Source organism: Luteimonas aquatica (assembly GCF_022662575.1).
Lineage (GTDB): Bacteria > Pseudomonadota > Gammaproteobacteria > Xanthomonadales > Xanthomonadaceae > Luteimonas > Luteimonas aquatica.
On sequence record NZ_JALBFU010000003.1, the window covers coordinates 332913 to 357518 of the forward strand.

Here is a 24606-nt window from a genome sequence, read left to right on the forward strand (position 1 = left end):
CCCGACCATGATTTCCCGCGTCTTCATCGAGCGACCGATCTTCGCCTGGGTGCTGGCGATCGTGGTGATGCTGGCCGGCGCCTTCGCCATGAAGTCGCTGCCGATCTCGCAATACCCGAACGTGGCGCCGCCCAACGTCAGCATCCGCGCCAACTATCCCGGCGCCTCGGCGGAGACGATCGAGAACAGCGTGACCCAGGTGATCGAGCAGACGCTCACCGGCATCGACGGCATGCTGTATTTCAGCTCGACCTCGACCTCGCGCGGCCAGGTCACCATCAGCGCCACCTTCGACACCAGCGTCAACCCCGACATCGCCCAGGTGCAGGTGCAGAACCAGGTGCAGCAGGCGATCCCGCGGCTGCCGCAGCAGGTGCAGCAGCAGGGCATCGTGGTGCGCAAGGCCAATCCCGACGACCTGATGCTGGTGGCGATCTACGACGAGAACAACACCGTCACCAACCGCGACATCGCCGACTACCTCACCACCAACTTCCAGGACCCGATCTCACGCATCGCCGGCATCGGCGACGCCAACGTCTACGGCAGCCCCTACGCGATGCGGATCTGGCTGGACCCGGACAAGCTCGCCTCCTTCCAGCTCATGCCCGGCGACGTGCTGTCGGCGATCCGCAGCCAGAACGCGGAAGTGGCGGCCGGCCAGGTCGGCGACCAGCCGCAGCCGGCCACGCAGATGCTCAACGCGCTGGTGACGGCGCAGACGCGGCTGCAGACGCCCGAGCAGTTCCGCCAGATCGTGCTCAAGACCCAGACCAACGGCGCCTCGGTGCGGCTGCAGGACGTGGCGCGGGTCGAGCTCGGATCGGAAAACTACAACTCCAGCGCCCTGCTCAACGGCCATCCCGCCGCCGGCATGGCGCTGCAGCTGGCGCCGGGCGCCAACGCGCTGGAATCGGCCGAGCTGGTGCGCGATGAGGTCTCGCGGCTGTCCGCCAACCTGCCCAGCGGCTGGAAGGTGGCCTACCTCAACGACGCCACCGACTTCATCAGGCTGTCGATCGACGAGGTGGCCAAGACGCTGTTCGAGGCGATCGTGCTGGTGGTGATCGTCATGTTCGTCTTCCTGCAGAGCTGGCGGGCGACGCTGGTGCCGGCGATCGCGGTGCCGGTGGTGCTGCTGGGCACGCTGGCGATCGTCTACGCCGCCGACTTCTCCATCAACACGCTGACGCTGTTCGGGCTGGTGCTGGCGATCGGCCTGCTGGTGGACGACGCCATCGTCGTGGTGGAGAACGTCGAGCGGCTGATGCACGAGAACCCGAGGATGACGCCGCGCGAGGCGACCATCGCCTCGATGCGCGAAATCAACATTGCGCTGATCGCGATCGCGCTGGTGCTCTCGGCGGTGTTCCTGCCGATGGTGATGTTCGGCGGCTCCACCGGCGTGATCTATCGCCAGTTCTCGCTCACCATCGTCTCCTCGATGGCGCTCTCGGTGCTGGTGGCGCTGGTGCTGAGTCCGGCGCTGACGGCCACGCTTCTGAAATCGCCGCACGCCGAGGCCGCGGCCGGCCCGGGCTGGATCGCGCGCCGCGCGCCGGGGCTGGCGGCGCTGCCGCGCCGCGCGGGCGGCTGGTTCAATCGCCTCCTGGAGCGAAGCACCGAGCGCTACCTGCAGTCGGTGCAGGCGATCTTCCGGCACAAGTTCATCGCGCTCGCCGTCTACGCGGCGATCACGGCCGCGCTGGTGCTGCTGTTCCTGCGCCTGCCCACCGGCTTCCTGCCGTCCGAGGACCAGGGCCGGGTGAACGTCCAGTTCCGCCTGCCCGGCGGCGCGACGCTCGGGCGCACCAGCCAGGTCCGCGACCAGGTCAACCAGTACCTCAACCAGTACGAGTCCTCGCTGATCAGCTCCGCCTTCATCGTCGCCGGCGGCGGCGGTCCCACGGCTTCGCAGAACTCCGGGCAAGGCTTCGTCAGCCTGATCGACTGGTCGCAGCGCGAGGGCGATGACGGCAGCGCCGACGCGCTCATCGCGCGCCTGTCCAAGGCGCTGTCGGGCCTGCGCGATGCCAGCGTGTTCGTGCTGGCGCCGCCGCCGATCCGCGGCTTCGGCCAGACCTCCGGCTTCACCATGGAGCTGCAGAACACCAGCGGCATGCCGCGCGCCGAGTTCGACGCCGCGCGCGATCGCCTGCTCGCCGCCGCGCAGCGCGATCCGTTGCTCGGCTCGGTGCGGCCGACGCTGCTGCCGGACACGCCGACGCTGCGCGTCAACAGCGATCCGCAGGTCCTCTCCACGCTGGGCCTGTCGCAGGACGACGTCAACGCCACGCTCTCCACCGCCTGGGGCGGCTCCTACGTCAACGACTTCGTCGACCGCGGCCGCGTGAAGCGCGTCTACGTCCAGGGCGATGCGCCCTTCCGCGCCTCGCCCGACAGCATCTACCAATGGCACGTGCGCGGCGCGAACGGCCAGATGACGCCCTTCTCCGCCTTCGCCGCCACCTCCTGGGCGCAGGCGCCGACCGCGCTGCTGCGCTTCAACGGCGTGCCCGCCACCGAGCTGCAGGGCACGCCGGCGCCCGGCGTGAGCAGCGGCACGGCGATGGCGCGCATGGAAGAACTGGCGCGCGCCATCCCCGGCGTGAGCGTGGCCTGGGCCGGCCTGTCGTTCCAGGAGCGCCTGTCGACCGGCCAGGCGCCGCTGCTCTACGCGCTCTCGCTGCTGCTGGTGTTCCTGTGCCTGGCGGCGCTGTACGAAAGCTGGTCGATTCCCATCGCGGTGCTGCTGGTGGTGCCGCTGGGCCTGATCGGCGCCGTGGTGGCGGTGACGCTGCGCGGCCTGGAGAACGACGTCTACTTCCAGATCGGCCTGATCACCACCATGGGCCTGGCCGCCAAGAACGCCATCCTCATCGTCGAGTTCGCCGAGCAGGCCGAGAAGCGCGGCATGGGCACGCTGGAGGCCGCGCTGGAAGCCGCGCGCCTGCGCCTGCGGCCGATCCTGATGACCAGCTTCGCCTTCATCTTCGGCGCGCTGCCGCTGGCGCTGTCCACCGGCGGCGGCGCCAACAGCCGCATCGAGATCGGCACCGCGGTGGTCGGCGGCACGTTCACCGCCACGATCCTGGCGATCTTCTACATCCCGCTGTTCTACGTGCTGGTGCGGATGGCGGCGCAGCGACTATCGCGGCTGCGGCACGGCGGCCACGGGCAGGCGCAGGCCACTTGATCCCGGCGAAACCCCGGGCCTAGGGGCAGTACGGGCACGCCCCTGCGGCGATGCGCGGGGCGCCGCCTGGCATGCTTTCCGCGCCACGGCGGCTATTCGCCGGCGAGCGCGCCGGACGCGGGCCGCGATCCGGCCGCGCCTTCCCTCGCCGTCTCCGCGCTCGACGGCGCGGCCGACGCGATCGGCAGTCGCAGCAGCACCTCGATCTCGCCCGCCCCGGCGAGATGGCGCGCGGCCACCGAGCCCCCGTGCATGGCGGCCACCGCCTTGACGATGGCCAGGCCCAGGCCATGGCTGCCGCCCTCGCGCTGCCGTGCCGAGTCCAGGCGGAAGAAGCGGTCGAACCAGCGGTCGATGCGCTGCGCGGCCGACGCATCGGCCGGATTGCGCACGCCGATCTCGGCCTCGTCGCCTTCGCGGCGAATCTGCACCAGCAGCTGTCCCGCGCCCGCGCCGTGGCGGATCGCGTTGTCGATCAGGTTGGCGATGGCGCGGCCGAGCAGCGAGGGCTCCACGGCGGCGACGACGTCGCCGTCGATGCGCAGCGACAGTCCGGCCTCCTCGAGCGCGTCCTCGAACAGGTCCGCCGAGCGCCGCGCGATCTCGGCGATGGAGGACGCCGCCAGGTTGTCGACGATTGCCCCCCGGTCCGCGCGCGCCAGGAACAGCATGTCGTTGACGATCGACTGCATGCGCTCGAGTTCCTCGAGGTTCGAGTGCAGAACCTCGCGCAGTTCCCCGGCCGGCCGCTCGCGCGAAAGCACCACCTGGGTCTGCCCGATCATGTTGGACAGCGGTGTGCGCAGCTCGTGCGCCACGTCGGCGTTGAAGGCGGACATGCGCGCGTTGGTCTCGTGCAGGCGCTCCAGCGCGCCGTTGAAGGCGGTGGTCATCTCGCGCACCTCTTCCGGCAGCCCGTCCAGCGGCAGCAGTGCCTCCGGATCGTTGGGGTTGAGGCCAGCGGCATGGTGCGAGAGCGCCACCAGCGGGCGCAGGCCGCTGCGCACGATGGTGCGGCCGAGGATGCCGACGATGGCGATCGCCAGCAGAGAAATGACGCCGATGCCCAGGCCCAGCACCAGATAGGCCCGATGGACGGGCTCGTGGTCCAGCGCGGCGGTCAGCCGGACCGCGGGCCGCTCGCCGCTGGCCGGGACGATGGTCTCCACGGCCCGGAAGGTGCGTCCGTCGAAATGCACGTAGAACGAGCCGTCCGGCAGGCGCCGCGTGCGCGCGTCGGCCGGAAACGGCTTGCCGTAGGCCACGCGCGGGTCGGGGCTGTCGACGATGAAGCGCAGGCGGTCGTCGGCCGGCGTGAAGGAGGCCAGCTTGTCCTTCAGCAGGGCGAAGCGGCGCGGCCGGTCGGCGTGCTCGACGATCGGCCGGATGATCTGCAGGCGCGTGGACAGCTCGGCCGACTGCTGCGCGTCCATCTGGTGCTTCTGGAACATGAAGATCGCCACGCCCGTGGCCGACAGCAGCAGCGCCGTCGCCAGCGTCTGCGCGCGCATGATCCGCATCGCGAGCGAAGGCGACTTGCTCACGCCTCCGCCTCCTTCTCCTCGAGCACGTAGCCCATGCCGCGCACGGTGTGCAGCAGCCGCGGCTGTCCGGCCTGGTCGAGCTTGCCGCGCAGGCGCTTGATCGTGACCTCCACGATGTTGGTGTTGGTGTCGAAGCTGATGCCCCACACCGATTCCACCAGCACCGTCTTGGAGACGATCTGGCCGCATCGCCGCGCCAGCACCGAGAGCACGCCGTATTCCTTCGCGGTGAGGTTGAGCAGGCGGCCGGCGCGCACGGCGCGCCGCCCCGTCAGGTCGACGTGCAGGTCGGCGATCGTCACGCCCGCCGGCTGCTCGGCCTGGCCGCGCCGGGTGATGTTGTGCAGGCGCGCCAGCAGCTCCAGGAAGGAGAACGGCTTGATCAGGTAGTCGTCGGCGCCGGCGCCGAGCCCGCGCAGGCGATGCTCGACCGTATCGCGCGCGGTCAGCATGATCACCGGCGTGGCGCGATTGCGGCGCAGCCGCTCCAGCACGGCCACCCCGTCCATGCGCGGCAGCATGCCGTCGAGGATGATGGCGTCGTAGTCGCCGGTCTCGGCCAGGTGCAGGCCGTCGCCGCCGTCGCGCGCGACCTCGACGCCGTAGCCCTGCTCGGACAGTCCCTTGCGCAGGTATTCCGCGGTCTTGTGCTCGTCTTCGATCACCAGGATACGCATGCGATCATCCGCCGGCCGGTGGGGCCATGCTACGCGCGGCGGCGCCCGGACGCCGCCGCGGGCGGCGCCGGAAACGTTCCGTTAACATCGGGCGAGAGGTGAAGGCGGCATCCGCCCGATTCTAGCGGCGGCGGGAGATTTCCAGGGGTGTCTTAAGCCATCCCCGGAAACGCGCTAGTGTGGTCAACCTCCGGCCCCGGCACGCGTTACGACGGAGGCCGGGTCCTCTGCAGCGGAGATTCCCGACCATGATCCACGACAGCATCCTCGACACCATCGGCCACACCCCGGTCGTCCGGCTGCATCGCATCGCGCCCGCCCACGTCGACCTGTACGCCAAGGTCGAGTCGTTCAACCCCGGCGGCTCGGTCAAGGACCGCCTGGCGATCGCGATCATTCTGGATGCCGAGGCCAAGGGCCTGCTCAAGCCGGGCGATACGGTGGTGGAGGCCACTTCCGGCAACACCGGCGTGGCGCTGGCCATGGTCTGCGCCGCGCGCGGCTACAAGTTCGTCGCCACGATGGCCGAAACCTTCTCCATCGAGCGCCGCAAGCTGATGCGCGCCTACGGCGCCAAGGTGATCCTCACACCCGCCGCCGAGCGTGGCAGCGGCATGGTGCGCCGCGCCGAGGAACTGGCCAAGCAGCACGGCTGGTTCCTGGCGCGGCAGTTCGAGAATCCGGCCAACCCCGCCTACCACCGCCAGACCACCGCCGCGGAGATCCTGCGCGATTTCGCCGGGCGCAGGCTCGACCACTTCGTCACCGGCTGGGGCACCGGCGGCACGCTCACCGGCGTGGCCGAGGTGCTCAGGGCCGCGCGCCCCGAGGTGCGCGTGACCACCTGTGAACCGGCGGTCGCCTCGCTCCTGGCCGGCAAGGAATGGCAGCCGCACAAGATCCAGGGCTGGACGCCGGACTTCGTGCCCAAGGTGCTCAACCGCGACGCCGCCACGCAGATCGTGCCCATCGACGACGTGCTCGCGCGCGACACCGCGCGTCGCCTGGCCGCCGAGGAAGGCATCTTCGTCGGCATCTCCGCCGGCGCCACCGTCGCCGCCGCGCTGGAGGTGGCCAAGGCCGCCAAGCAAGGCGAGGCGATCCTGGCGATGCTGCCCGACACCGGCGAACGCTACCTGTCGACCTTCCTGTTCGAGGGCGTGAACGAGGGATCCGACGACGAGTGGCTGGCGTCGCTGGACTGAGCGGCTTCGCGCGCAACGCCATGTCCGCCCCGCCTCCGCAGACGCCCGCCGCAGACCGCGCGCCGCCGCCGGGCACGCCCTGGCTGGACGCGGCGACCCTCCTGGTCGGCAACGTGCTCCTGCTGGGCCTCGCGCTCTGGCAGAACTGGTCGCCGGGCGCGCTGCTGTGGCCGTACTGGATGCAGAGCATGCTGCTGGGCATCGGCCAGACCGTGCGCATCTCCCGCCTGAGCCGGCGCTACGACGGCGACATCGGCGGCGGCATCCTGTTCACGGCGCAACTCGTCCCCCATCTGCTGTTCCTGGGCCTGCTGCTGGTGCTCTATCCGTTGCAGCACATGCAGGAAGGGCGTTGGATCTGGATCGGCGCGCTGTTCCTGCTGGCGTCGCAAACCGTGGACACCTATCGCCGCATCCAGCGCGACGCGGCGACCGAGCCGTCCATCGACCAGGTGGCCAGATCGTTCAAGCTGCGCTTCCTCGCCATGCATTTCATGATCCTGTTCGGACTGGGCGTGGCCGGCATCTTCGCCTCGCCGAACTCGGCGCATGCCAACGCGCCCTATCTGCTGGTGATGGGGGCGATCAAGCTGGTCACCGACGTCCTCGGCCTGCGCGCCGAGCGTTCCATCGACGCCTTCGCCGTCGCCAAGGCCAGGGACAGCGAGCGCCGCCGCCGATTCCGCCTGGCCCTGCCCACCCGTCGCTGGCCCTTCAGCCTGAAGGAAAAGAAGGTGCAGGACGACCAGCTGGCAGCCACGATGCCGCCTCCGCCGGACGAGGACGGCCTGCCTTCCGTCCGCCAATGGCCGTTCGACCTGGCCACGAAAACGCAACAGGACGAGGCCATGCTGCAGGCCGACACGGCCAAAAACGGCGCACCGGACGACGCCTGACGCAGGCGGGACTCGCGCCGTCGCTGCGATTGCTCGCGGACAACCGCCCCGCGCGAACGACGAGGCCGGGAAGACTCCGGGACAAAACGAAAAACGCCGGCGCAAGGCCGGCGTGCTTCGTTGCATCGAAGGCGGCGCTTACGCCGCCGACTTCCACTTGCCCAGCGCGGCCAGGCCGTTGTCCTTGGCGCGGGCGTAGACGGTTTCCTGCGCCTTGGCGACGTTGCCGGCCAGGTCCTTCGACCACAGCTGCAGCGCGGCCGACTGCATGGCGCGGCCGTAGGAGAACGACAGCGGCCACGGGTTCGGGCCCAGGCGGTTCATCGCGTCCAGATGCGCGGTGGCGTCCTCGTCGCTCTGCCCGCCGGAGAGGAAGACGATGCCCGGCAGGATCGCCGGCACGGCCGACTTCAGACACATCAGCGTGGCCTCGGCCACCTCGTCGACGCTGGCCTTCTCGCCGCTGTCGCTGCCCGGCAGCACCATCGAGGCCTTCAGGATCGTGCCCTCCAGGGCGACGTTCTGCTGGTACAGCGCGTCGAACAGCGCGCGCAGCGTCACCTCGGTGACCTCGTAGCAGGTCTCGATGTCGTGGTTGCCGTCCATCAGCACTTCCGGCTCCACCATCGGCACCAGGCCCTGCTCCTGGCACAGCGCGGCGTAGCGCGCCAGCGCGTGGGCATTGGCCTCGATGCAGGTGCCGGAGGGGATGTCCTCGCCGATGTTGATCACCGCGCGCCACTTGGCGAAGCGGGCGCCGAGCTTGTAGTACTCCTCCAGGCGCGCGCGCAGGCCGTCCAGGCCCTCGGTGACCGTCTCGCCGGGGAAGCCGGCGAGTGCGAACGGGCCCTTGTCGACCTTGATGCCGGGGATCACGCCGTTGTCGGCCATGACCTTGGTGAACGGCACGCCGGCCTTGGTGGACTGGCGGATGGTCTCGTCGTAGAGGATCGCGCCGCTGATGTAGTCGCCGAGCTTGGGCGTGGTCAGCAGCAGTTCGCGGTAGGCGCGGCGGTTCTCTTCGGAATTCTCGATGCCGACGCCGTCGAAGCGCTTCTTGATGGTGTTGTTCGACTCGTCGATGGCGATGATGCCCTTGCCCGGCGCGACCATGGCCAGGGCGGTTTCGGCAAGCTGTTCGATGCTCATGTCTTGGATTCGATGGCGGCGGGAGGAACCGCGAATTATAGCGGGGGGCGCGTTAAGGCGCCGGCATCGCCAGCCCTTGCAACCGTTTTCAGCCTCGGCATTCCTCTCGTCTACTCCCGGCTTCCGTCCCCGTCCGCTCGCATTCCGGCATAGCGCAGGCGCCACAGCAACGCGGCCAATCCCCGGCCGCGCAGCGTCAACGCCACGCCCAGGACCAACTGCACCAGTGCCGTGATCACCGCCATCCAGAAATCGGGAGGCAGATCCAATGGCGTGCCTTCCGGACGATAATTGGCATAGAAGAAAGCCTGGGCGCCGAGACGGACGCCATCAAGCAGGCCGCCGAAGAAATACCAGGCGCCGATGCCGGCCAGGATCAGGCCAAACCAGGTCGAGGCGTCGAGGTCGCTTTCGAACACGTGATCCTGCGGCCGCGTCAACGCCAGCCGCGCCAGCTTGTCGGCGAACAGCCACAGCGCCGCCACCATCAACAATGCCACGCCGATCGGGATCGCGAACAACCAGGGATTCCCGCCGGCCGCCGCCGTTTCGCGGATCTGGACCACGATGCCCGGCAACAGCAGCACCATGCTGACCACCTGCAGCACCGCGAAGGCGCGGATGATCATGCACAACAGCGAAAACGCGTTGGTTCTGGTCATGGCCTCTCCTTGAAATTGCCGCCGGCTGGCGCCCCCGGGCGGGTCCGCTTACAGCTCGCCCAGGCCCTCGGCCCGTCCGCCCTCGCCCACCTGCAGCAGGCGCAGGGTGTTGGTGGCGCCGTGGGTTTCCATGTGCTCGCCGCTGGTGAACACCAGCCGCTCGCCCGAGGAGAGCAGGCCGGCCTCGACCAGCAGGCGCACGCTGCCGCGCGCCGCCTCGCGCGGCGTCTGCCCGCGGCTGTCGTAGTCGAAGGCGAACACGTCGCGCATCAGGCTCATGCGCCGGCGCGCGCCGACATGGCGCGAGAAGGCGTAGATCGGCGCGCTGGAGCGGAAGCGCGATAGGTAGCGCGCGGTGCCGCCGGACTCGGTCATGGCCACGATGGCGCGCACGCCGATGTGTTCGGTGAGGAACATCGCGGCCATCGCGATCGCCTGGTCGGCGCGCTCCAGGTCGCGCGGCGCCTTCTCGAAGTCGGTATCGGATTCGAACTGGCGCTCGGCGCCCACGCACACCCGCGCCATCGCCTCGACCGTGCGCACCGGGAAGTGGCCGACCGCGGTTTCCTGCGACAGCATCACCGCGTCGGTGCCGTCGATCACGGCGTTGGCCACGTCCAGCACCTCCGCGCGCGTCGGCACCGGGCTGTCGACCATCGACTGCAGCATCTGCGTGGCGGTGATCACCACGCGGTTGCGCGCCAGCGACTCGCGGATGATCTTCTTCTGCAGGCCCGGCAGCTCGGCGTCACCGATCTCCACGCCCAGGTCGCCGCGCGCCACCATCACCACGTCGCTGGCCTCGACGATCTCGGCCAGGTTCTCGATCGCCTCGGCGCGCTCGATCTTCGACACCAGCGCGGCGTCGCTGCCGTGCTCGCGCGCGATGCGGCGCGCCTCGTGCATGTCCTCGGCGTTGCGGCAGAAGGACACGGCGATGAAGTCCGCGTCCATCTGCGCGGCGACCGCGATCAGCTCGCGGTCGCGCTCGGTCAGCGCGCCCAGCGACAGGCCGCCGCCCTGCTTGTTCAAGCCCTTGCGGTCGGACAGCACGCTGTCGTTGAGCACCCTGGTGACGATGCGTTCGCCCTCGATCCGCTCCACCTGCAGCTGCACCACGCCGTCGTCGAGCAGCAGCACGTCGCCGGGCACCACGTCCTGCGGCAGGCCGAGGTAGCTCACGCCGACCTGGCGTCCGTCGCCGGGCGGCGCGTCGGCGCTGGCCAGCAGGTCGAAGCGCTCGCCCGCGCGCAGCGCCACGCGCCCTTCGGCGAAGCGCTCGACGCGGATCTTCGGTCCCGGCAGATCGGCCAGGATGCCGACTTCCATGCCCAGCCGCGCCGCGACCTCGCGCACCTGCTGCGCGCGCGCCAGCTGGCCGGACGGATCGCCGTGCGAGAAGTTGAGCCGCACCGCGTTCACGCCCGCGCGCAGGATGGCCTCCAGCACGCCCGGCGCATCGGTGGCCGGACCGAGGGTGGCGAGGATGCGGGTACGGCGGCGATGGTCGGTCATGTCTTGGGCAAGGGGAAAGTGTGCATCGCTATGCTAGCCCAGACGCGTTGCCGGTGCGGCGCCCGCGCCGCGCTGCGCCGGAAACGGAACGACCCGGTCGCCCGGGTCGCTGACGTCCCTGTAACGGCGGCGTTACATGATGCAGCCGTTGTAGGCCTTGGATCGGAGGGTCACGATGCCCCATCCGGGATCGCCGCAGCCATACATGCGCACGCCGACGACCGTGCCCGCGTCGTCGTAATAGACGACGGTTCCCGGATAGCAGCAATCGACCCTGGCGGCCGCACCGGTGCCGGCCGAAACGGCCAGCAAAGCTCCCAATACAATCATCTTGATGCCTTGCATTGAAATCCTCTCCGTTTTTTCGCGGCATGGCGCCGCGGCCGCAGCATAGCGCGGGCCCCGACGCGGCACCGGGCGCCGCGTCTCAACGGCAATCACCGAAGACGCGCGTGTAATAGGGGGACGTCTCGCCCCAGGACTGGAAGAACCCGCCGCAATCGGCGTGGTTGCCGCCGACCGGATCGCCGCTCTTCGACACGTCGGCATAGTAGCTGGTGGTGTACCACTGTCCGGGCGGTCCGGCGATCACCGCGCCCGACAACAGCGCGGCGCAGGACAGCAGGCCAGCGAACGACAGCGATCGTACATGGCGCATGGCGGCTTCTCCGTCGGAGTGAACGCACGCCGGACTATAGAAGCGCGCCGCGGGCGCAACCATTGCAGCCGTCACAGCCTTGACGTGCGCCACCGCATGGAGGCGCACGCCGGGCCGGCGGCCGCTGCGCGCCTCAGCCGGCGCGCGCTTCCAGCGCCGCCACCGCCGGCAGCTGCTTGCCTTCCAGAAACTCCAGGAACGCGCCGCCGCCGGTGGAGATGTAGCCGATCTCGTCGGCGATCCCGTACTTGTCCACCGCCGCCAGCGTGTCGCCGCCGCCGGCGATGGAGAAGGCCTTCGACGCCGCGATCGCGCGCGCCAGCGTTTCGGTGCCCTTGCCGAAGGCGTCGAACTCGAACACGCCCACCGGGCCGTTCCACACCACGGTGCCCGCCTTGGCGATCAGCTCGGCATAGCGGCGCGCGGTCTCCGGGCCGATGTCCAGGATCATGTCGTCCGCGGCCACCGCGTCCACCGCCTTCACCATGGCCGGGGCGTCGGCGCTGAAGGCCGGCGCGACCACGACGTCGCTCGGAATCGGGATGTCGGCGCCGCGCGCCTTGGCGTCGGCGATGATCCGTTTCGCGGTCTCGATCAGGTCCATTTCCACCAGCGACTTGCCGACGCCATGCCCCTGCGCGGCGATGAAGGTGTTGGCGATGCCGCCGCCGACGATGAGCTGGTCGACCTTGCCGACCAGCGAGGACAGCAGTTCCAGCTTGGTGGAGACCTTGGAGCCGGCGACGATCGCCAGCAGCGGCCGCGCCGGCGTGTCGAGCGCCTTCGCCAGCGCATCCAGTTCGGCCATCAGCAAAGGGCCGCCGGCGGCCTGGCCGGCCTGCTTGATCACGCCGTGCGTGGAGGCCTGCGCGCGATGCGCGGTGCCGAAGGCGTCCATCACGAACACGTCGCACAGCGCGGCGTAGCGCTTGGCCAAGGCCTCGTCGTCCTTGCCCTCGCCCACGTTCATGCGGCAGTTCTCCAGCAGCACCAGCTGGCCCGGCGCGACCTCGACGCCGTCCAGATAGTCGCGCACCAGCGGCACTTCGCGCCTGAGCAGTTCGGACAGGCGCGCGGCCACCGGCGCCAGCGAGTCGGCCTCGCTCCACACGCCTTCCTTCGGCCGGCCCAGGTGCGACATCACCATCACCGCGGCCCCGCGCTCCAGCGCCTGGCGCAGCGTCGGCAGCGAGGCGGTGATGCGCTGGTCCGAGGTGACCCGGCCCGGCTGTCCGTCGGCATGTTCGACCGGGACGTTCAGGTCCTGTCGGATCAGCACGCGCTTGCCTGTCAGATCGAGGTCGGTCATGCGGAGGATGGGCATCGCGCGGGTCCTGTGACGAAAACGGGGCGGACATTGTCCGCAGCCGGCGCGACCGAGGCAAACCGAGGACGCCGGCCGTTCCGGCGCGCGCCGCCGTCTTCAGGATGGCCCGGACCTGGGCTTGCGCAGCAGGCTCAGCGCGAAGCCGGCCACCAATGCGGCGGCGGCGATCAGCACGCCCCACAGCAGCCAGGCCTTCCAGTCGCGCGGTTTCTCGGCCGGCTGCAGGGCGCTTGCGCCGCCGAGCTCCCGGCCCGGGCCGACCGTCGCGGCCGCCGGCCTCCATTGGGCGCCGCGCGCTTGGCGCAGCGCATCGAGCATCTGCGACAGCGGCGCGGCCTGCCGCTGCGTGCGCCGGCTGCCGGCCACCAGCGCATAGGGCGCACGGCCCTGCGCCAGGAACACCAGGCTTTCGGGCAGATAGCCCAGGCGCAGGCGCGGCGCCGCGCCCGCGGGCAGGCCGTTGCGCCCGCGCAGCCGCCAATGGGCGTCGCGCGTGGGCGCGGACAGCGGCTGCGGCGGCGAACGGTTGGAGCGCTCGCCGTCGTCGACGCGGTAGGCCACCCAGTCGGCGGCGCTCGTCCACGCCTGTTCCGGGCCGGCGCGTGATTCGAGCATCCACTCGCCGCCGTCGTTGGCCGCCAGTTGCAGGTCGACGCGCTCGATCGGGAAGCGCCCGTCCAGTTCGTACTCGATCGCTTCATCGCCGTTGGCATCGCGCGTGCGCCTGCCGGCGAGCTCGCGCCATTGCCAGGGCTGCGCCGCGACCGTGGCCAGGCGCGCGCGCACCGCCAGCAGTTTCGGCGCGCCGGCGCGGCGCAGCGGCGTCAGGCGCAGATAGTGCGCGGCCGCGTTCACGTCCACCCGGTCCTGACGCAGGCGATGGCCGGCGTTGTTCAGATCGACCAATTGCGCGCGCGCGTTCAAGGTCCGCCACTCGCGCAGGTCGTCGCTGCCCTCCAGGCGATAGGGCCGGTCGAGCGGCGCATCGACCGGCGCCCACTGCAGTTGCAGGTCGAGGATGGGGTCGCGCAGCCGGCTGGCGTCGATCAGCCAGCCGGTATCGGCGCCGGCGGCGGCGGTCGTGGTGGCCCGCGCCTGCAGGTTGCGCACGCTGCCGTCGGCGTTGCGCTCGGCGAGGATGCTCAGGTCGCCGGCCGTGCCGCCCTCGCCCGCCGGCAGCGGGAACCAGGGCAGTTCGGTCTCGCGCGCCGTGTCCGGACCGGACTGTTCGGCGGCGAACACGTCCGCCGGCACCGCGACGCCGTCGGCGTTCACCACGTCCAGGTCGCGCAGGGCCGCCGACTGCACGCTCCGGTAGATCTCGGGCGTGAGTTCGACGCGGTACGCGCCCGAATCGGCGTTCTGCAAGGCCAGCGGCCATTGCCGCGCGTAATCCTCGCGCGCGGCGGCGCCGGCGGCGAGCGGCAGCAACAGCGAAAGCCAGATGGCGTGCTTCATGTCCTCACGGGCTCCTCGGAATTCGACCGCGGCGGGGCCGGTGCGAAGAATCCCACCACCGTGCACAGCAGGCCATAGGCGATGAAGGAACCGATGCCCAGCAGGTTGCCCAGGTGCGTGCGGTCGATCAGCACGAGCTTGGCCAGGACCACGCCCATCAGCACCGCGCCGGCCAGCCACAGGCTGCGCCGGCCGCCGCGCGAGCCGAGGATCCAGCCGAGCACGCCGAGCACGCTCCAGGTCACCGTCAGGCTGGTCTGCACCAGGCCGGCGGAGAACATGTCCGGCGACCAGGGCGTGCCGCCCCAGTGGTGCACCGCGCGCAGCACCATCATCGTCAGCCAGGCGAAGCCGCCGCCGAGCAGCAGGTGCCTGCGCCACAGCGTCAGCCCGTGCGGCGCCAGCGGCGATTGCAGCCAGCGGCCGGTCAGCAGCAGGATCGCCAGTTGCGCCAGCTCCGAAGCGTTCAACAGCGGTACCCACGGCAGGGGCGCGGCCGAAGCGGGCTGCAGCAGCATGTACAGCCAGCCCAGCCACAGCACGCCGAAATAGACGGTCTGCAGCAGTGCGCGCCGCGCCGCGAAGCGCTCGCCGAGCGGCGCGGCCAGCCAGTTCCAGCGCGACAGCGATCCCCAGGCCACCGCCAGCCACGGCAGCACGCCCAGTGCCAAGGCCCAGCCCTGCGCCAGATCGAAGCGGTCGGCGACCCACCCGAACAGCAGCGAGAAGACCAGCGGCCACACCAGCCACCACAGGAACTGCGCCCACGCCGCGAAGCGATCGCCCGCCTGGCGCAGGCACAGCAGGCTGCGCACGCCCAGCACCGCGAACGCCAGCCAGGCCCACAGGCCGCAGGCGGCGAAGGGCTGCGCATGGGCCATCGTCTGCATCAGCGCCAGCGGCATCGCCGCCAGCAGGCCGGCCAGGGTGGTCAGCGCCAGGGCAGGCGCCGGACGCCGGCGATGCGCCTCGGCCGCCAGCCAGCCGGTCACGGCCGCCAGCGCCAGCAACGCGTCCGCCTCGGCGTTCCACGCAGCGGGCAGCTGCGAGATTTCCCGCATCGCCGCGCCGCACCACCAGGCCAGGCCCCAGAGGTAGTACGGCAGCGCCAGCTGTGGCCGGCCGGCGGCGCGGTAGCCGTGGGCGCTGACCAGGCCGGCGACGGCGATCAGCAGCGCGCCCATGTAGGTCGGATTCAAGAACAGCGCGACGTCGGTATGCCAGAGGTCCCACGACGCCAGCAAGGCGAACGCGGCCGCCAGTTGCAGGCCCGCGCCGGTGAACTGCGGCAGGCGACGCTGCTGCTTCAGCCCCAGCCACACCAGGGCCGCGCCTTCCAGCGCGAAGACGCTGGCGGTGGCGCGCGCGGACAGGGCCAGCGGCACCGCCAGCGTGGCGAACCCGACCGCCAGCAGGGCATGCGCCTGGCCGAGGATGGCGAAGCGCTCGCGCCGGATCAGCGCCCACGCCAGCCCCGCGTACAGCGCGGCCAGCCCCAGGGCGCAGTAGGCCAGCGGCATCCGCGCGCCTTCCAGCAATCCGGCCTGCAGCACGAACGCGACCAGCGGCGTGCCGAACAGCAGGCAGCCGTCGATCGGATCGCGCCGCCGCGCCGGGCGCCGGCGCGCGTAGAGGATCGGAATCAGCAGGTAGAAGGCGAAGAACAGCAGCAGGAAGGGCTGCGTGCTGGCGAACTTGGCCGGGTCGTACTGCAGCACGCCCCAGAGCGTGCCGATGCCCCAGGTGAAGACGAATCCGAGCAGGTTGAGCACGCGCCACGGACGCCACCACGCGATCGCCAGGATCGCGGCGTTGAGCACCGCGTAGTAGGAGAACAGCGCGACGTGGTTGCCGCTTCCGGTGGACAGCCAGATCGGGGCGAGGAACCCGGCGAGGATGCCGAGCACGGCCAGCGTGCGCGTGTTCTGCGCCACCGCGAGCACGCCCAGCCCCGCCACCAGCGCCACGCTCAGCGCGAAGGCCACGCCTGCGTCCATCAGCGCGTACAGCTTGAACGCGGCGAAGACCGTCAGCAGCAGCACGCCGATCGCGCCGCCCTGCAGGGCCAGGCCGAAACTGCGCCGGCGCTCGCGCTGGCGCCAACCGAACACCAGGCCGGCCAGCGCGAAGGCGGCCACGCCCGTCAGGCGCAGTTCGATCGGCAGGCGCAGCCATCCCTGGTCGCTGGCGTACTTGAGCAAGGATGCGATACCGGCCAGCAGCACCAGCATGCCGATCTTCACCGGCAGGTTGCCGGTGGTGAACCAGTTCCTGACCGCGCGCAGCGCGACCTCCACGACGCTGGGCGGCGCCGGGGCCCTGGGCGGCTGCGGCAGCGGTGGTGGCGCGGCGGGGGCGGCGGGGGCGGCGGGCACGGGCCTGGGCGCCGGTGGCGTCGATGGCGCGGCGGCCGGCGTCGCGGCCACCGGAAGCTCGGACGCAGGGCGCGGCGCGGGCGGCGCCGGAGGCGGGACGACGGCCGTCTCCTGGCGCTCGTCCGCCCTGGCTGCGGGCGCGTCCGCCTGGCGTGTCGCCTGCCGCAGCCGGTCGACCTGCCGCTCCAGATCCGCGACCCGATGCCGCAGGCTGGTCACCGACACCAGCGCCACGACCAGCAGCACCGGCACCGCCAACGCCACCAGCCCCCCAAAAACGAGCAGCGACTCCAACGTATCCATCAAGGCCTCGATTCGCGCCATCCAGGCGCATGTCGCCAGACATTAACCAGTGCGGCATGGACCGCCAAGCGCCGGCCACGCCGGTAGCGGATAACGCTACCTGCGGGCCAGGGCCGCATCGACGACCGGCGGCGGATACGCGAAGCCCCGCCGGGGCGGGGCTTCGAAGCATGCTGGGCGGTCCCGATGGACGGACCGGAAACGGCCCTTATTCCTTGCTGAGCTCGTACCTGCGCAGCACGCCGTTCTCGAAATACAGCTCGATGGTGTTGAAGTCCCGGCTTTCCCCGGACATCCCTTCCCTGACATCGTCCACGCCGCCCACGCTGCTGCTCGCGCTGCCGGCCGCATTGCTGGCCACGGCCGAGCCGACGCTGCCGCCGATGGCATCGTGCACGCCGCCGGCGATCTTGCCGAACCGGCTGAGCAGGCCACGGCCGCCCTCGCGGTTCTTGTTGTAGGTCCAGCGTTCCGAATCGCCCTCGCTGCTCGAGGTGCGGCGAATGTCCGCGGGCTTGCCGAGCTTGCGCTTGGCCTCGTCCATCGTCGTCTTGCCCTCGACCAAGTTCGAGCGCAGGAAGGCCATGCTGTACTTCTCGCCGCCCTTGGCGCCGTCGGCGCTGGCCACGAAGGACGTCGACAGGGCGAGCAGCAATACCGCGACCGTCGTCAATAATTTCTTGGTTTTCATCACCCTCAGACCTCCGTTGTTGGGTTCACGCCGAAAAAACCAGCCCGGGCTTTCCGTGCACGTCGAAAGCGGCTTCGCTGCGATCATAGCTCAGCCGCTGACCACCCGCGCCATCTCCAGGCACTTGTTGGAATAGCCCCATTCGTTGTCGTACCAGCTCACCAGCTTGACGAAGGTCGGGTCCAGCGCGATGCCGGCGTCGGCGTCGAAGATCGAGGTGCGGGCGTCGCCGCGGAAGTCGGTGGCCACCACCTTGTCCTCGGTGTAGCCGAGGATGCCCTTGAGCGCGCCCTGGCTCTGCGCCTTCATCTCCGCGCAGATCTCGGCGTAGCTGGCCGGCTTCTCCAGCTCGGCGGTCAGGTCCACCACCGAGACGTCGGAGGTCGGCACGCGGAAGGACATGCCGGTGAGCTTCTTGTTGAGCTCCGGGATCACCACGCCCACCGCCTTGGCCGCGCCGGTGCTGGAGGGAATGATGTTCTCGAGGATGCCGCGGCCGCCGCGCCAGTCCTTGTTGGACGGGCCGTCGACGGTCTTCTGGGTGGCGGTGGTGGCATGCACGGTGGTCATCAGGCCGCGCTTGATGCCCCACTTGTCGTGCAGCACCTTGGCCAGCGGCGCCAGGCAGTTGGTGGTGCACGAGGCGTTGGAGACGATCGCCTCGCCCTTGTAGGTCTCGTGGTTCACGCCGAACACGAACATCGGCGTGTCGTCCTTGGACGGGGCCGAGAGGATCACCTTCTTCGCGCCGGCGTCCAGATGCTTCTGCGCGGTGTCCTTGCTGAGGAACAGGCCGGTGGACTCGATCACCACGTCGGCGCCGACCGCATCCCACTTCAGGTTGGCCGGATCGCGCTCCTGGGTGAGGCGGATCTTCTTGCCGTTGACCACCAGGTCGTTGCCGGACACTTCCACTTCGCCCTTGAAATTCCCGTGCACGGAGTCGTAGCGCAGCATGTAGGCGAGGTAGTCCGGCTCCAGCAGGTCGTTGATCGCGACGATCTCGATGTCCGGGAAGTTCTGCACCGCCGCGCGCAGCACGTTGCGGCCGATGCGGCCGAAGCCGTTGATGCCTACCTTGATCGCCATGTTGGAACGCTCCTACCGGAAGGGGAAAGGGAAAGGAGGCCGCGGGTCCGGCGGCGCCGCAGGCGCCCGCCGCATCCCGGACCGGACCATGAGAACCGCAACGGCGCGAAGGCCGTGTCATTTCGCCGCAAAAGCGTCATGGTCGTATGACTCGGGTATTTTAACGGCTTCTCCCATCCAGCCCCAGCCGCCATCCATGAAAACGTTCACACGACTGTTCGCCGCGGCCTGCCTGCTGCTGGCCGCCCCGCTCGCGCTGGCCTGGGGCGGGCTCGGCCACCGCATGGTCGGCGAGATCGCCCAGCGCCACCTCACGCCGGCCGCGCGCGCCCAGGTGGATGCGCTGCTGGCCGGCGAGCCGGACCCGAGCCTGGGCGGCATCGCCTCCTGGGCCGACGCCATGCGCAACGACGACCCCGAGCGCTTCAAGCGCACCTCGTCCTGGCACTACATCAAGACCACCGCCGAGTGCGGCTACGCGCCCGAGCGCGACTGCCCCGACGGCAACTGCGTGGTCGCGCAGATCCAGCGCCAGGCCACCCTGCTCGGCGACCGCAGCCAGCCGCTGGCGGCGCGCCGCGACGCGCTGAAGTTCCTGGTGCATTTCGTCGGCGACGTGCACCAGCCCTTCCACGCAAGCAACCGCGACGACAAGGGCGGCAACGGATTCCAGATCAGCCTGACCACCGACATCCCGCCGGAAGCCTATGCGCGCAAGAACTACGTCGACGGCGTGATGGGCACCAACCTGCACTCGGTCTGGGACTACTACATCCTGGCTTCGCGCAAGCTCGACGCCGACGCCTACAGCGCCCTGCTCGACGACGGCCTGCCCTGGCCGACGCCCGCCAAGGCGATCGCGCCGGCCGATGCGCCCGCCTGGGCCGGTGAATCCTGCCGCCTGATCGATGCGCGGCAGTTGTATCCCGCGCAGCACAAGCTCGACATCGGCTATCTGCAGGCGCAGCGTCCGCTCGCCGAACAGCGCGTGCGCCAGGCCGCGTACCGCCTGGCGGCGCTGCTGAACGAGACGCTGACCGACTGAGCGCGCGCGCCGCGCGGCGCGACGTTGTCATGGCCGCCGGCTTGTTGCAGGCTGGCCGTTCGATCGCACCGGAGCCCGCCGTGATCCGTTCCGCCCTGGCACTACTGATCCTCGCATTGTCCGCCTGCGCCAGCACCGGCCAAGCGCAGCGCGCGGCCGCGCCGGCGCCAGCCGGCAATCACGACAGCCACCCCGCGCAGGCGCACGATCCCCGCCTGCACGCCGCCCCGCCGCAAGCCGCGCCGATCGCCTCGCCCGTGGTCGTGCCGCTGGATGCCGCCACGCTGGCGTCGCTGCCGCGCGAGGCGGTCAACGCCAGTGCCCACAGGCAAGCGCTGCGCTGCGAAGGGATCGCACTGTCGACACTGCTGCGCGCCACCGGCGCCATGCCCGTCGAGCCGCTGCGCGGCCCGCAACTGGCGCGCTACGTGCAGGCCGACGGCAACGACGGCTATCGCGCGCTCTATGCGCTGGCCGAACTCGACCCGAGCCTGGGCGACCGCAAGGTGTTCGTGGTCGATCGCTGCGACGGCGCGCCGCTGGGCGCCGAAGACGGTCCGCTGCGGCTGATCGCGCCGCAGGACGCGCGGCCGGCGCGCTGGGTGCGCCAGCTCAAGTCCCTCACCGTCATCGTCGCCCCCTGACGCATCCGCCCCATCGGAGCCCGCCATGAACGCCCTCTTCCGCCGCTGGTCGCGCCGCCTCCTCCTCGCATTGAGCCTGTGCTGCGCCGCCGCGGCGCATGCCGCCGAAAGCGCGGATGCACCGCTGACGGTGTTCGCCGCCGCCAGTCTCAAGGAATCGATGGACGAGGCCGCGGCGAGCTTCCAGAAGGCGCAGGGCCCCGCGGTGCGCGTGTCCTACGGCGGCAGTTCCGCGCTGGCCCGCCAGATCGAGCAGGGCGCACCGGCCGACGTCTTCGTCTCCGCCGACCTGGACTGGATGGATACGCTGCAGAAGCAGAACCTGATCGATGTCGCCACGCGCCACGACCTGCTCGGCAATACCCTGGTGCTGATCGCACCCGCCGCCAGCGCGGCGCGCGCGCCTGCGCTCGAGCACGGCGCCGACCTGCGCCCGCTGCTGGGCGAGGGCCGCATCGCATTGGCGCTGACCGAAAGCGTGCCGGCCGGCAAGTACGCCAAGGCCGCCTTCACCTCGCTGGGCATGTGGCAGGCGCTGCAGCCGCGCGTGGCCGAGGCCGAGAACGTGCGCGCGGCGCTGCTGCTGGTGGCGCGCGGCGAGGCGCCGCTGGGCGTGGTCTACGGCAGCGACGCCAAGGCCGAGCCGCGGGTGCGCGTGCTGGCGACCTTTCCCGCCGATTCGCATCCGCAGATCGTCTACCCGGTCGCGCGCCTGAAGGCGAGCACGCACCCCAAGGCGGCGGCGTTCGTGCGATGGCTGCAAAGCGCCGAGGCCACGGCGATCTTCCGCAAGCACGGTTTCACCGTGCGCTGAGCGACCGCGCAGAGACGCATCGCATGCTGCAGTTCACGCCGGCCGAGCTCACCGCGATCCTGCTCAGCCTGAAGGTGGCCGCCGTGGCGTCGCTGGCGAGCCTGCCGTTCGGCGTGGCGATGGGATGGCTGCTGGCGCGCAAGCGCTTCCTCGGCAAATCCCTGCTCGACGCGCTGGTGCACCTGCCGCTGGTGCTGCCGCCGGTGGTGGTCGGCTACGTGTTGCTGGTGGCGCTGGGCAACAAGGGCGTGATCGGCGCGTTCCTGGCCGAGCGCCTGGGCGTGGGGTTCGCCTTCAGCTGGACCGGCGCCGCGCTGGCCAGCGCGGTGATGGGCTTCCCGCTGATGGTGCGCACCATCCGCGTCTCGATGGAAGCCGCCGACCGCCGCCTGGAGCAGGCCGCCGCCACGCTCGGCGCCAGTCCGCTGCGCGTGTTCCTCAGCATCACCCTGCCGCTGGCCTGGCCCGGGATCGTCGCCGGCGCGGTGCTGGCCTTCGCCAAGGCGCTGGGCGAATTCGGCGCCACCATCACGTTCGTTTCCAGCATCCCCGGCGAGACGCAGACGATTTCCTCGGCGATCTACGGGCTGATGCAGGTCCCCGGCGGCGAGTCCGGCATCTGGCGCCTGGCGCTGGTCGCGGTCGCCATTTCGCTGCTGGCGCTGATGGTCTCCGAATGGCTGGTGCGGCGCGCGCACCGGGCCGGAGGACATTGATGCTGACGATCAACATTCTGATCGAGCGCGGCCTGATCGAGCGCGGCCTGCCGCACAGCGGCGCCTTCCGCCGCCGCGTGCATATCGAGGACACGGCGCGCGTGATCGCGCTCAGCGGGCATTCCGGCGCCGGCAAGACCTCGGTGCTGCACGCCATCGCCGGCCTGGTGAAGCCCAGCAGCGGACGCATCGAGATCGACGGGCGCTGCCTGTTCGACAGCGCGCGCGGCATCGATCTTCCGCCGCACCGGCGTCACGTCGGCTACGTGTTCCAGGACACGCGGCTGTTCCCGCACCTGGACGTGCGCCGCAACCTCAACTACGGCGTGCGCGGGTCCTCCCGCAAGAGCCCCGCCGCCGAAGGACGGACGTTCCGCTTCGCCTTCGACGACGTGGTGGCGCTGCTGGGCATCGGCGAGCTGCTCAAGCGCCGCGTCACCACGCTCTCCGGCGGCGAGGCGCAGCGCGTGGCCATTGGCCGCGCCCTGCTCTCGCAGCCGCGCATCCTGCTGCTGGACGAGCCGCTGTCGAACCTGGACCAGGCGCGCCGCGAGGAGCTGATCCCCTACCTGCAGCGCGTGCGCGACGAGACCACGCTGCCGATCGTCTACGTCAGCCATTCCGCCGAGGAGATCGGCCGGCTGACCGCCGCGGTGCACGCCTTCGACTGAGCGGGCGCCGCGGCGTTCGCGGCGCATGCGTCAGCCGCGCGGCGAGGAACCCTCGCGGATGCCGCAGTAGCCCGAACCGGTACGGTGATCGATGCTCACGATGTCGCACGTCATATTCCGCACGCCCTCGACGCCCTTCTTTTCGTCGAAGCGGATCCACTCGTAGCCCTTGGCGCCGACGGCGACCGGCTTCGGAGGAGCCGGCGGCGCGGGCGGCGGCGGCAGCGGAGGAGGAGGAGGCGGCGGCGGAGGGGGCGGCACTGGAGCGCGCGCGGGGTCGTCCATCGCGTAATCAATCGGCACGCGGATCCAGCCTTCGACCGGCCTGCCCTTCTCTCTTGCCGGGACGAATTTCCACAGTCTGGCCGCGGCGATGGACGACTCGTCGAAAACGCCGGCGGGATCGGACTTTTCAACGCGCACATCCTTGGCACGGCCATCTACTCCCACCAGGATACGCAACAGCACCCTGCCGCCCTGCCGCTTCTCGACCGCGTTGGACGGATATTTCGGCGGGCTCATGTTCTTGGACTGGATGTCGACCGACGCCGGCGCGGCCGGCGCATCACCGGTTTGCCGCAATTGTGCCGGCTGGGCGGCCCAGGCGACAAAACCACCGCCGGCAGCGAACAGGCACACCAATGCCGCTCCCGTCAGTGAACGGCGAACGGAAGGCACGGGACGCTTGAGCATGGCAATTCTCTCCTTGAGTGGATGTCCACCAACCCAGTGGCAGGCAAGCGGAACGGGTAACGCCGACAGTTGCGTTTTCACCATCACTTCGCCGTAGCGGCGGCGAGCATTCGGATGGCGAGAGATCACGGTTTCGTCGCAGGCCAGTTCCTGATCGCGCCGGAAGCGCTCCGCCGCCGCCCACAAAATGGGGTTGAACCAGTACAGACAACGGAACACGATGACCACGGCATTGCTGATCACGTCGCGGCGCACGACATGAACGCGTTCGTGGGCGAGCATCAGTTCCTGTTCGTCGGCGTCGTAGCGTGTATCGAAGTCGACGGGGAGGATGATGCGCGCCCTCAAGCCGATCACCGCCGGCAAACCGGCGCTGCATTCGGCTTGCAGCAGATCCTTTCCGAGCACCCGCAATGCGCCCAGGTCTCGCATGAACCGCCGCTGCAAACGTAGGTACCGTAAGACCATCAAGACGGCGCCGACGAGCCACGACGCCATTAGTAGTGGAACTGGATCGAACGCAACAGGCTCTACGACGCGAGCGGCGACGGGAAGCGTCACGGGAAATGCCACGAGCGCCGCCTCTACCGTGGGCGCGGGCAGCACCACCGCCAGGGTCGCTGCTGGGACCAGCAGCCAAGATGCATAGACTGCGTTCGCGCCGAAGGCCCTGCGCAACGGCCGCCGCAACAGCAGTACCAGAAGCACCGCGGCGCCGCTGGCGCAAGCGGTTTCGAGCAGCAACCGAAAACCGTCATGCAGGGTCATCGCCGATCTCCTCCAGCAGCTTGCGCAGCTCGGCGATGTCGGCCTTGCTCAGCGCGCCCTGCTCGCTGAAATGCGCCACCAGCGGCGCCACGCGGCCGCCGAACAGGCGCCGCACCAGTCCCGTGCTCTGCTGGGCGATCCAGTCCTCGCGCGCCAGCACCGGCGAATAGGCGTAGCGGCGCCCCTCCTTGGCCGCCTCGACCGCCCCCTTGTTCAGCAGCCTGTTGAGCAGGGTCTTGATCGTGGGCTCGGCCCAGTCGGTGTGCGCGAGCGCGGCGACCACCTCCTCGGCGCTGCGCGGGTGGCGCTCCCACAGCACTTCCATGACCACGGCCTCGGCATCGCTGATCGGCATATCGATTACATCCGTAAATTTTTAATGATTACGCGCGTAATTTTTCGGGCTGTCAAGCCCCCCCTCCCTGGCGACGCAACGCAGTCCTCTTCGCGAAATGCGCCGTCTTCGGATCGCCCCGCCCGGCCCTCCCTGGTCGGCGTGGACCGTTGTCG

The 24606-nt window shown here is 70.2% G+C and carries 22 protein-coding genes; 8 read left to right on the forward strand and 14 right to left on the reverse strand.

Annotated features, from left to right (window positions below):
* Positions 1–7: 7 nt before the first annotated feature.
* Positions 8–3196 (forward strand): multidrug efflux RND transporter permease subunit, encoded by a 3189-nt coding sequence (locus MD221_RS10310; RefSeq protein ID WP_242111582.1) that lies wholly within the window; start codon positions 8–10, stop codon positions 3194–3196.
* A gap of 92 nt (positions 3197–3288) precedes the next feature.
* Here MD221_RS10310 and MD221_RS10315 read toward each other — a convergent pair whose 3' ends face one another.
* On the reverse strand, positions 3289–4740 hold the full coding sequence (locus MD221_RS10315) for a heavy metal sensor histidine kinase (protein ID WP_242111583.1): 1452 nt from the start codon (positions 4738–4740) through the stop codon (positions 3289–3291).
* Positions 4737–5417: a response regulator gene (locus MD221_RS10320; RefSeq protein WP_242111584.1), complete on the reverse strand. Its 681-nt coding sequence runs from the start codon at positions 5415–5417 to the stop codon at positions 4737–4739. Before MD221_RS10320 ends, MD221_RS10315 begins: the two co-directional genes overlap by 4 nt.
* 248 nt (positions 5418–5665) lie before the next feature.
* Between MD221_RS10320 and cysK the strand changes: the two genes are divergently transcribed.
* Together cysK and MD221_RS10330 are read left to right on the forward strand one after the other, a co-directional pair.
* Positions 5666–6622, forward strand: coding sequence for a cysteine synthase A (gene cysK / locus MD221_RS10325; protein ID WP_242111585.1), 957 nt, complete (start codon positions 5666–5668; stop codon positions 6620–6622).
* Between the two features lie 20 nt (positions 6623–6642).
* The gene (locus MD221_RS10330; protein ID WP_242111586.1) at positions 6643–7518 is read left to right on the forward strand and encodes a DUF6498-containing protein; all 876 of its coding nucleotides are present in this window, start codon (positions 6643–6645) and stop codon (positions 7516–7518) included.
* 138 nt (positions 7519–7656) lie between these two features.
* Here the strand turns inward: MD221_RS10330 and MD221_RS10335 are convergent, their stop codons facing one another.
* From MD221_RS10335 to gap, 10 genes are all read right to left on the reverse strand, one after another.
* On the reverse strand, positions 7657–8667 hold the full coding sequence (locus MD221_RS10335; RefSeq protein ID WP_242111587.1) for a class I fructose-bisphosphate aldolase: 1011 nt from the start codon (positions 8665–8667) through the stop codon (positions 7657–7659).
* A gap of 110 nt (positions 8668–8777) precedes the next feature.
* Entirely contained in the window at positions 8778–9296 is a 519-nt protein-coding gene (locus tag MD221_RS10340; RefSeq protein WP_242111588.1) for a hypothetical protein, read from the reverse strand.
* Between the two features lie 81 nt (positions 9297–9377).
* Positions 9378–10844 carry a pyruvate kinase gene (gene pyk, locus MD221_RS10345; protein ID WP_242111589.1) on the reverse strand — a complete coding sequence of 489 codons (1467 nt, stop codon included), beginning with the start codon at positions 10842–10844 and terminating at the stop codon, positions 9378–9380.
* Between the two features lie 132 nt (positions 10845–10976).
* Complete coding sequence (locus tag MD221_RS10350; RefSeq protein ID WP_242111590.1) at positions 10977–11189, reverse strand: DUF6289 family protein; 213 nt, start codon at positions 11187–11189, stop codon at positions 10977–10979.
* Positions 11190–11271: 82 nt separating this feature from the next.
* On the reverse strand, positions 11272–11502 hold the full coding sequence (locus MD221_RS10355; protein WP_242111592.1) for a DUF6289 family protein: 231 nt from the start codon (positions 11500–11502) through the stop codon (positions 11272–11274).
* A gap of 133 nt (positions 11503–11635) precedes the next feature.
* The gene (locus MD221_RS10360) at positions 11636–12826 is read right to left on the reverse strand and encodes a phosphoglycerate kinase (protein WP_242111593.1); all 1191 of its coding nucleotides are present in this window, start codon (positions 12824–12826) and stop codon (positions 11636–11638) included.
* A 99-nt stretch (positions 12827–12925) separates the two neighbouring features.
* Positions 12926–14287: a DUF3999 domain-containing protein gene (locus tag MD221_RS10365; protein WP_242111594.1), complete on the reverse strand. Its 1362-nt coding sequence runs from the start codon at positions 14285–14287 to the stop codon at positions 12926–12928.
* Entirely contained in the window at positions 14284–16956 is a 2673-nt protein-coding gene (locus tag MD221_RS10370) for a DUF2339 domain-containing protein (protein WP_242111650.1), read from the reverse strand. The genes MD221_RS10365 and MD221_RS10370 overlap by 4 nt, the downstream gene beginning before the upstream one ends.
* Positions 16957–17173: 217 nt before the next feature.
* On the reverse strand, positions 17174–17656 hold the full coding sequence (locus MD221_RS10375) for a hypothetical protein (protein WP_242111595.1): 483 nt from the start codon (positions 17654–17656) through the stop codon (positions 17174–17176).
* A gap of 90 nt (positions 17657–17746) precedes the next feature.
* Positions 17747–18745, reverse strand: coding sequence for a type I glyceraldehyde-3-phosphate dehydrogenase (gene gap / locus MD221_RS10380; protein WP_242111597.1), 999 nt, complete (start codon positions 18743–18745; stop codon positions 17747–17749).
* A gap of 196 nt (positions 18746–18941) precedes the next feature.
* On the opposite strand from gap, the gene MD221_RS10385 reads away from it, so the two are divergent.
* The 5 genes from MD221_RS10385 to MD221_RS10405 all read left to right on the forward strand — a co-directional run bounded on the left by MD221_RS10385 (position 18942) and on the right by MD221_RS10405 (position 22635).
* Complete coding sequence (locus MD221_RS10385; protein WP_242111599.1) at positions 18942–19790, forward strand: S1/P1 nuclease; 849 nt, start codon at positions 18942–18944, stop codon at positions 19788–19790.
* Between the two features lie 80 nt (positions 19791–19870).
* On the forward strand, positions 19871–20434 hold the full coding sequence (locus MD221_RS10390; protein WP_242111600.1) for a hypothetical protein: 564 nt from the start codon (positions 19871–19873) through the stop codon (positions 20432–20434).
* Between the two features lie 25 nt (positions 20435–20459).
* Positions 20460–21248 (forward strand): molybdate ABC transporter substrate-binding protein, encoded by a 789-nt coding sequence (modA, locus tag MD221_RS10395; protein ID WP_242111601.1) that lies wholly within the window; start codon positions 20460–20462, stop codon positions 21246–21248.
* 23 nt (positions 21249–21271) lie between these two features.
* Positions 21272–21964, forward strand: a complete 693-nt coding sequence (gene modB, locus MD221_RS10400; protein WP_242111602.1) for a molybdate ABC transporter permease subunit — start codon at positions 21272–21274, stop codon at positions 21962–21964.
* Positions 21964–22635, forward strand: coding sequence for an ATP-binding cassette domain-containing protein (locus tag MD221_RS10405; RefSeq protein WP_242111603.1), 672 nt, complete (start codon positions 21964–21966; stop codon positions 22633–22635). The genes modB and MD221_RS10405 overlap by 1 nt, the downstream gene beginning before the upstream one ends.
* Positions 22636–22665: 30 nt before the next feature.
* On the opposite strand, the gene MD221_RS10410 is transcribed toward MD221_RS10405, so the two are convergent.
* Both MD221_RS10410 and MD221_RS10415 read right to left on the reverse strand, forming a co-directional pair.
* Positions 22666–24096, reverse strand: a complete 1431-nt coding sequence (locus MD221_RS10410) for a TonB family protein (RefSeq protein WP_242111604.1) — start codon at positions 24094–24096, stop codon at positions 22666–22668.
* Positions 24083–24451, reverse strand: a complete 369-nt coding sequence (locus MD221_RS10415; protein ID WP_242111605.1) for a BlaI/MecI/CopY family transcriptional regulator — start codon at positions 24449–24451, stop codon at positions 24083–24085. The genes MD221_RS10410 and MD221_RS10415 overlap by 14 nt, the downstream gene beginning before the upstream one ends.
* Positions 24452–24606: the final 155 nt, after the last annotated feature.

Bases quoted from the DNA above. Each gene is read 5' to 3' on its own strand.
- MD221_RS10310 (WP_242111582.1), top strand. From the start codon at position 8: ATGATTTCCCGCGTCTTCATCGAGCGACCGATCTTCGCCTGGGTGCTG.
- MD221_RS10320 (WP_242111584.1), bottom strand. From the start codon at position 5,417: ATGCGTATCCTGGTGATCGAAGACGAGCACAAGACCGCGGAATACCTG.
- cysK (WP_242111585.1), top strand. From the start codon at position 5,666: ATGATCCACGACAGCATCCTCGACACCATCGGCCACACCCCGGTCGTC.
- MD221_RS10330 (WP_242111586.1), top strand. From the start codon at position 6,643: ATGTCCGCCCCGCCTCCGCAGACGCCCGCCGCAGACCGCGCGCCGCCG.
- MD221_RS10335 (WP_242111587.1), bottom strand. From the start codon at position 8,667: ATGAGCATCGAACAGCTTGCCGAAACCGCCCTGGCCATGGTCGCGCCG.
- MD221_RS10340 (WP_242111588.1), bottom strand. From the start codon at position 9,296: ATGATCATCCGCGCCTTCGCGGTGCTGCAGGTGGTCAGCATGGTGCTG.
- pyk (WP_242111589.1), bottom strand. From the start codon at position 10,844: ATGACCGACCATCGCCGCCGTACCCGCATCCTCGCCACCCTCGGTCCG.
- MD221_RS10350 (WP_242111590.1), bottom strand. From the start codon at position 11,189: ATGCAAGGCATCAAGATGATTGTATTGGGAGCTTTGCTGGCCGTTTCG.
- MD221_RS10355 (WP_242111592.1), bottom strand. From the start codon at position 11,502: ATGCGCCATGTACGATCGCTGTCGTTCGCTGGCCTGCTGTCCTGCGCC.
- MD221_RS10360 (WP_242111593.1), bottom strand. From the start codon at position 12,826: ATGCCCATCCTCCGCATGACCGACCTCGATCTGACAGGCAAGCGCGTG.
- MD221_RS10365 (WP_242111594.1), bottom strand. From the start codon at position 14,287: ATGAAGCACGCCATCTGGCTTTCGCTGTTGCTGCCGCTCGCCGCCGGC.
- MD221_RS10375 (WP_242111595.1), bottom strand. From the start codon at position 17,656: ATGAAAACCAAGAAATTATTGACGACGGTCGCGGTATTGCTGCTCGCC.
- gap (WP_242111597.1), bottom strand. From the start codon at position 18,745: ATGGCGATCAAGGTAGGCATCAACGGCTTCGGCCGCATCGGCCGCAAC.
- MD221_RS10385 (WP_242111599.1), top strand. From the start codon at position 18,942: ATGAAAACGTTCACACGACTGTTCGCCGCGGCCTGCCTGCTGCTGGCC.
- modA (WP_242111601.1), top strand. From the start codon at position 20,460: ATGAACGCCCTCTTCCGCCGCTGGTCGCGCCGCCTCCTCCTCGCATTG.
- modB (WP_242111602.1), top strand. From the start codon at position 21,272: ATGCTGCAGTTCACGCCGGCCGAGCTCACCGCGATCCTGCTCAGCCTG.
- MD221_RS10405 (WP_242111603.1), top strand. From the start codon at position 21,964: ATGCTGACGATCAACATTCTGATCGAGCGCGGCCTGATCGAGCGCGGC.
- MD221_RS10410 (WP_242111604.1), bottom strand. From the start codon at position 24,096: ATGACCCTGCATGACGGTTTTCGGTTGCTGCTCGAAACCGCTTGCGCC.
- MD221_RS10415 (WP_242111605.1), bottom strand. From the start codon at position 24,451: ATGCCGATCAGCGATGCCGAGGCCGTGGTCATGGAAGTGCTGTGGGAG.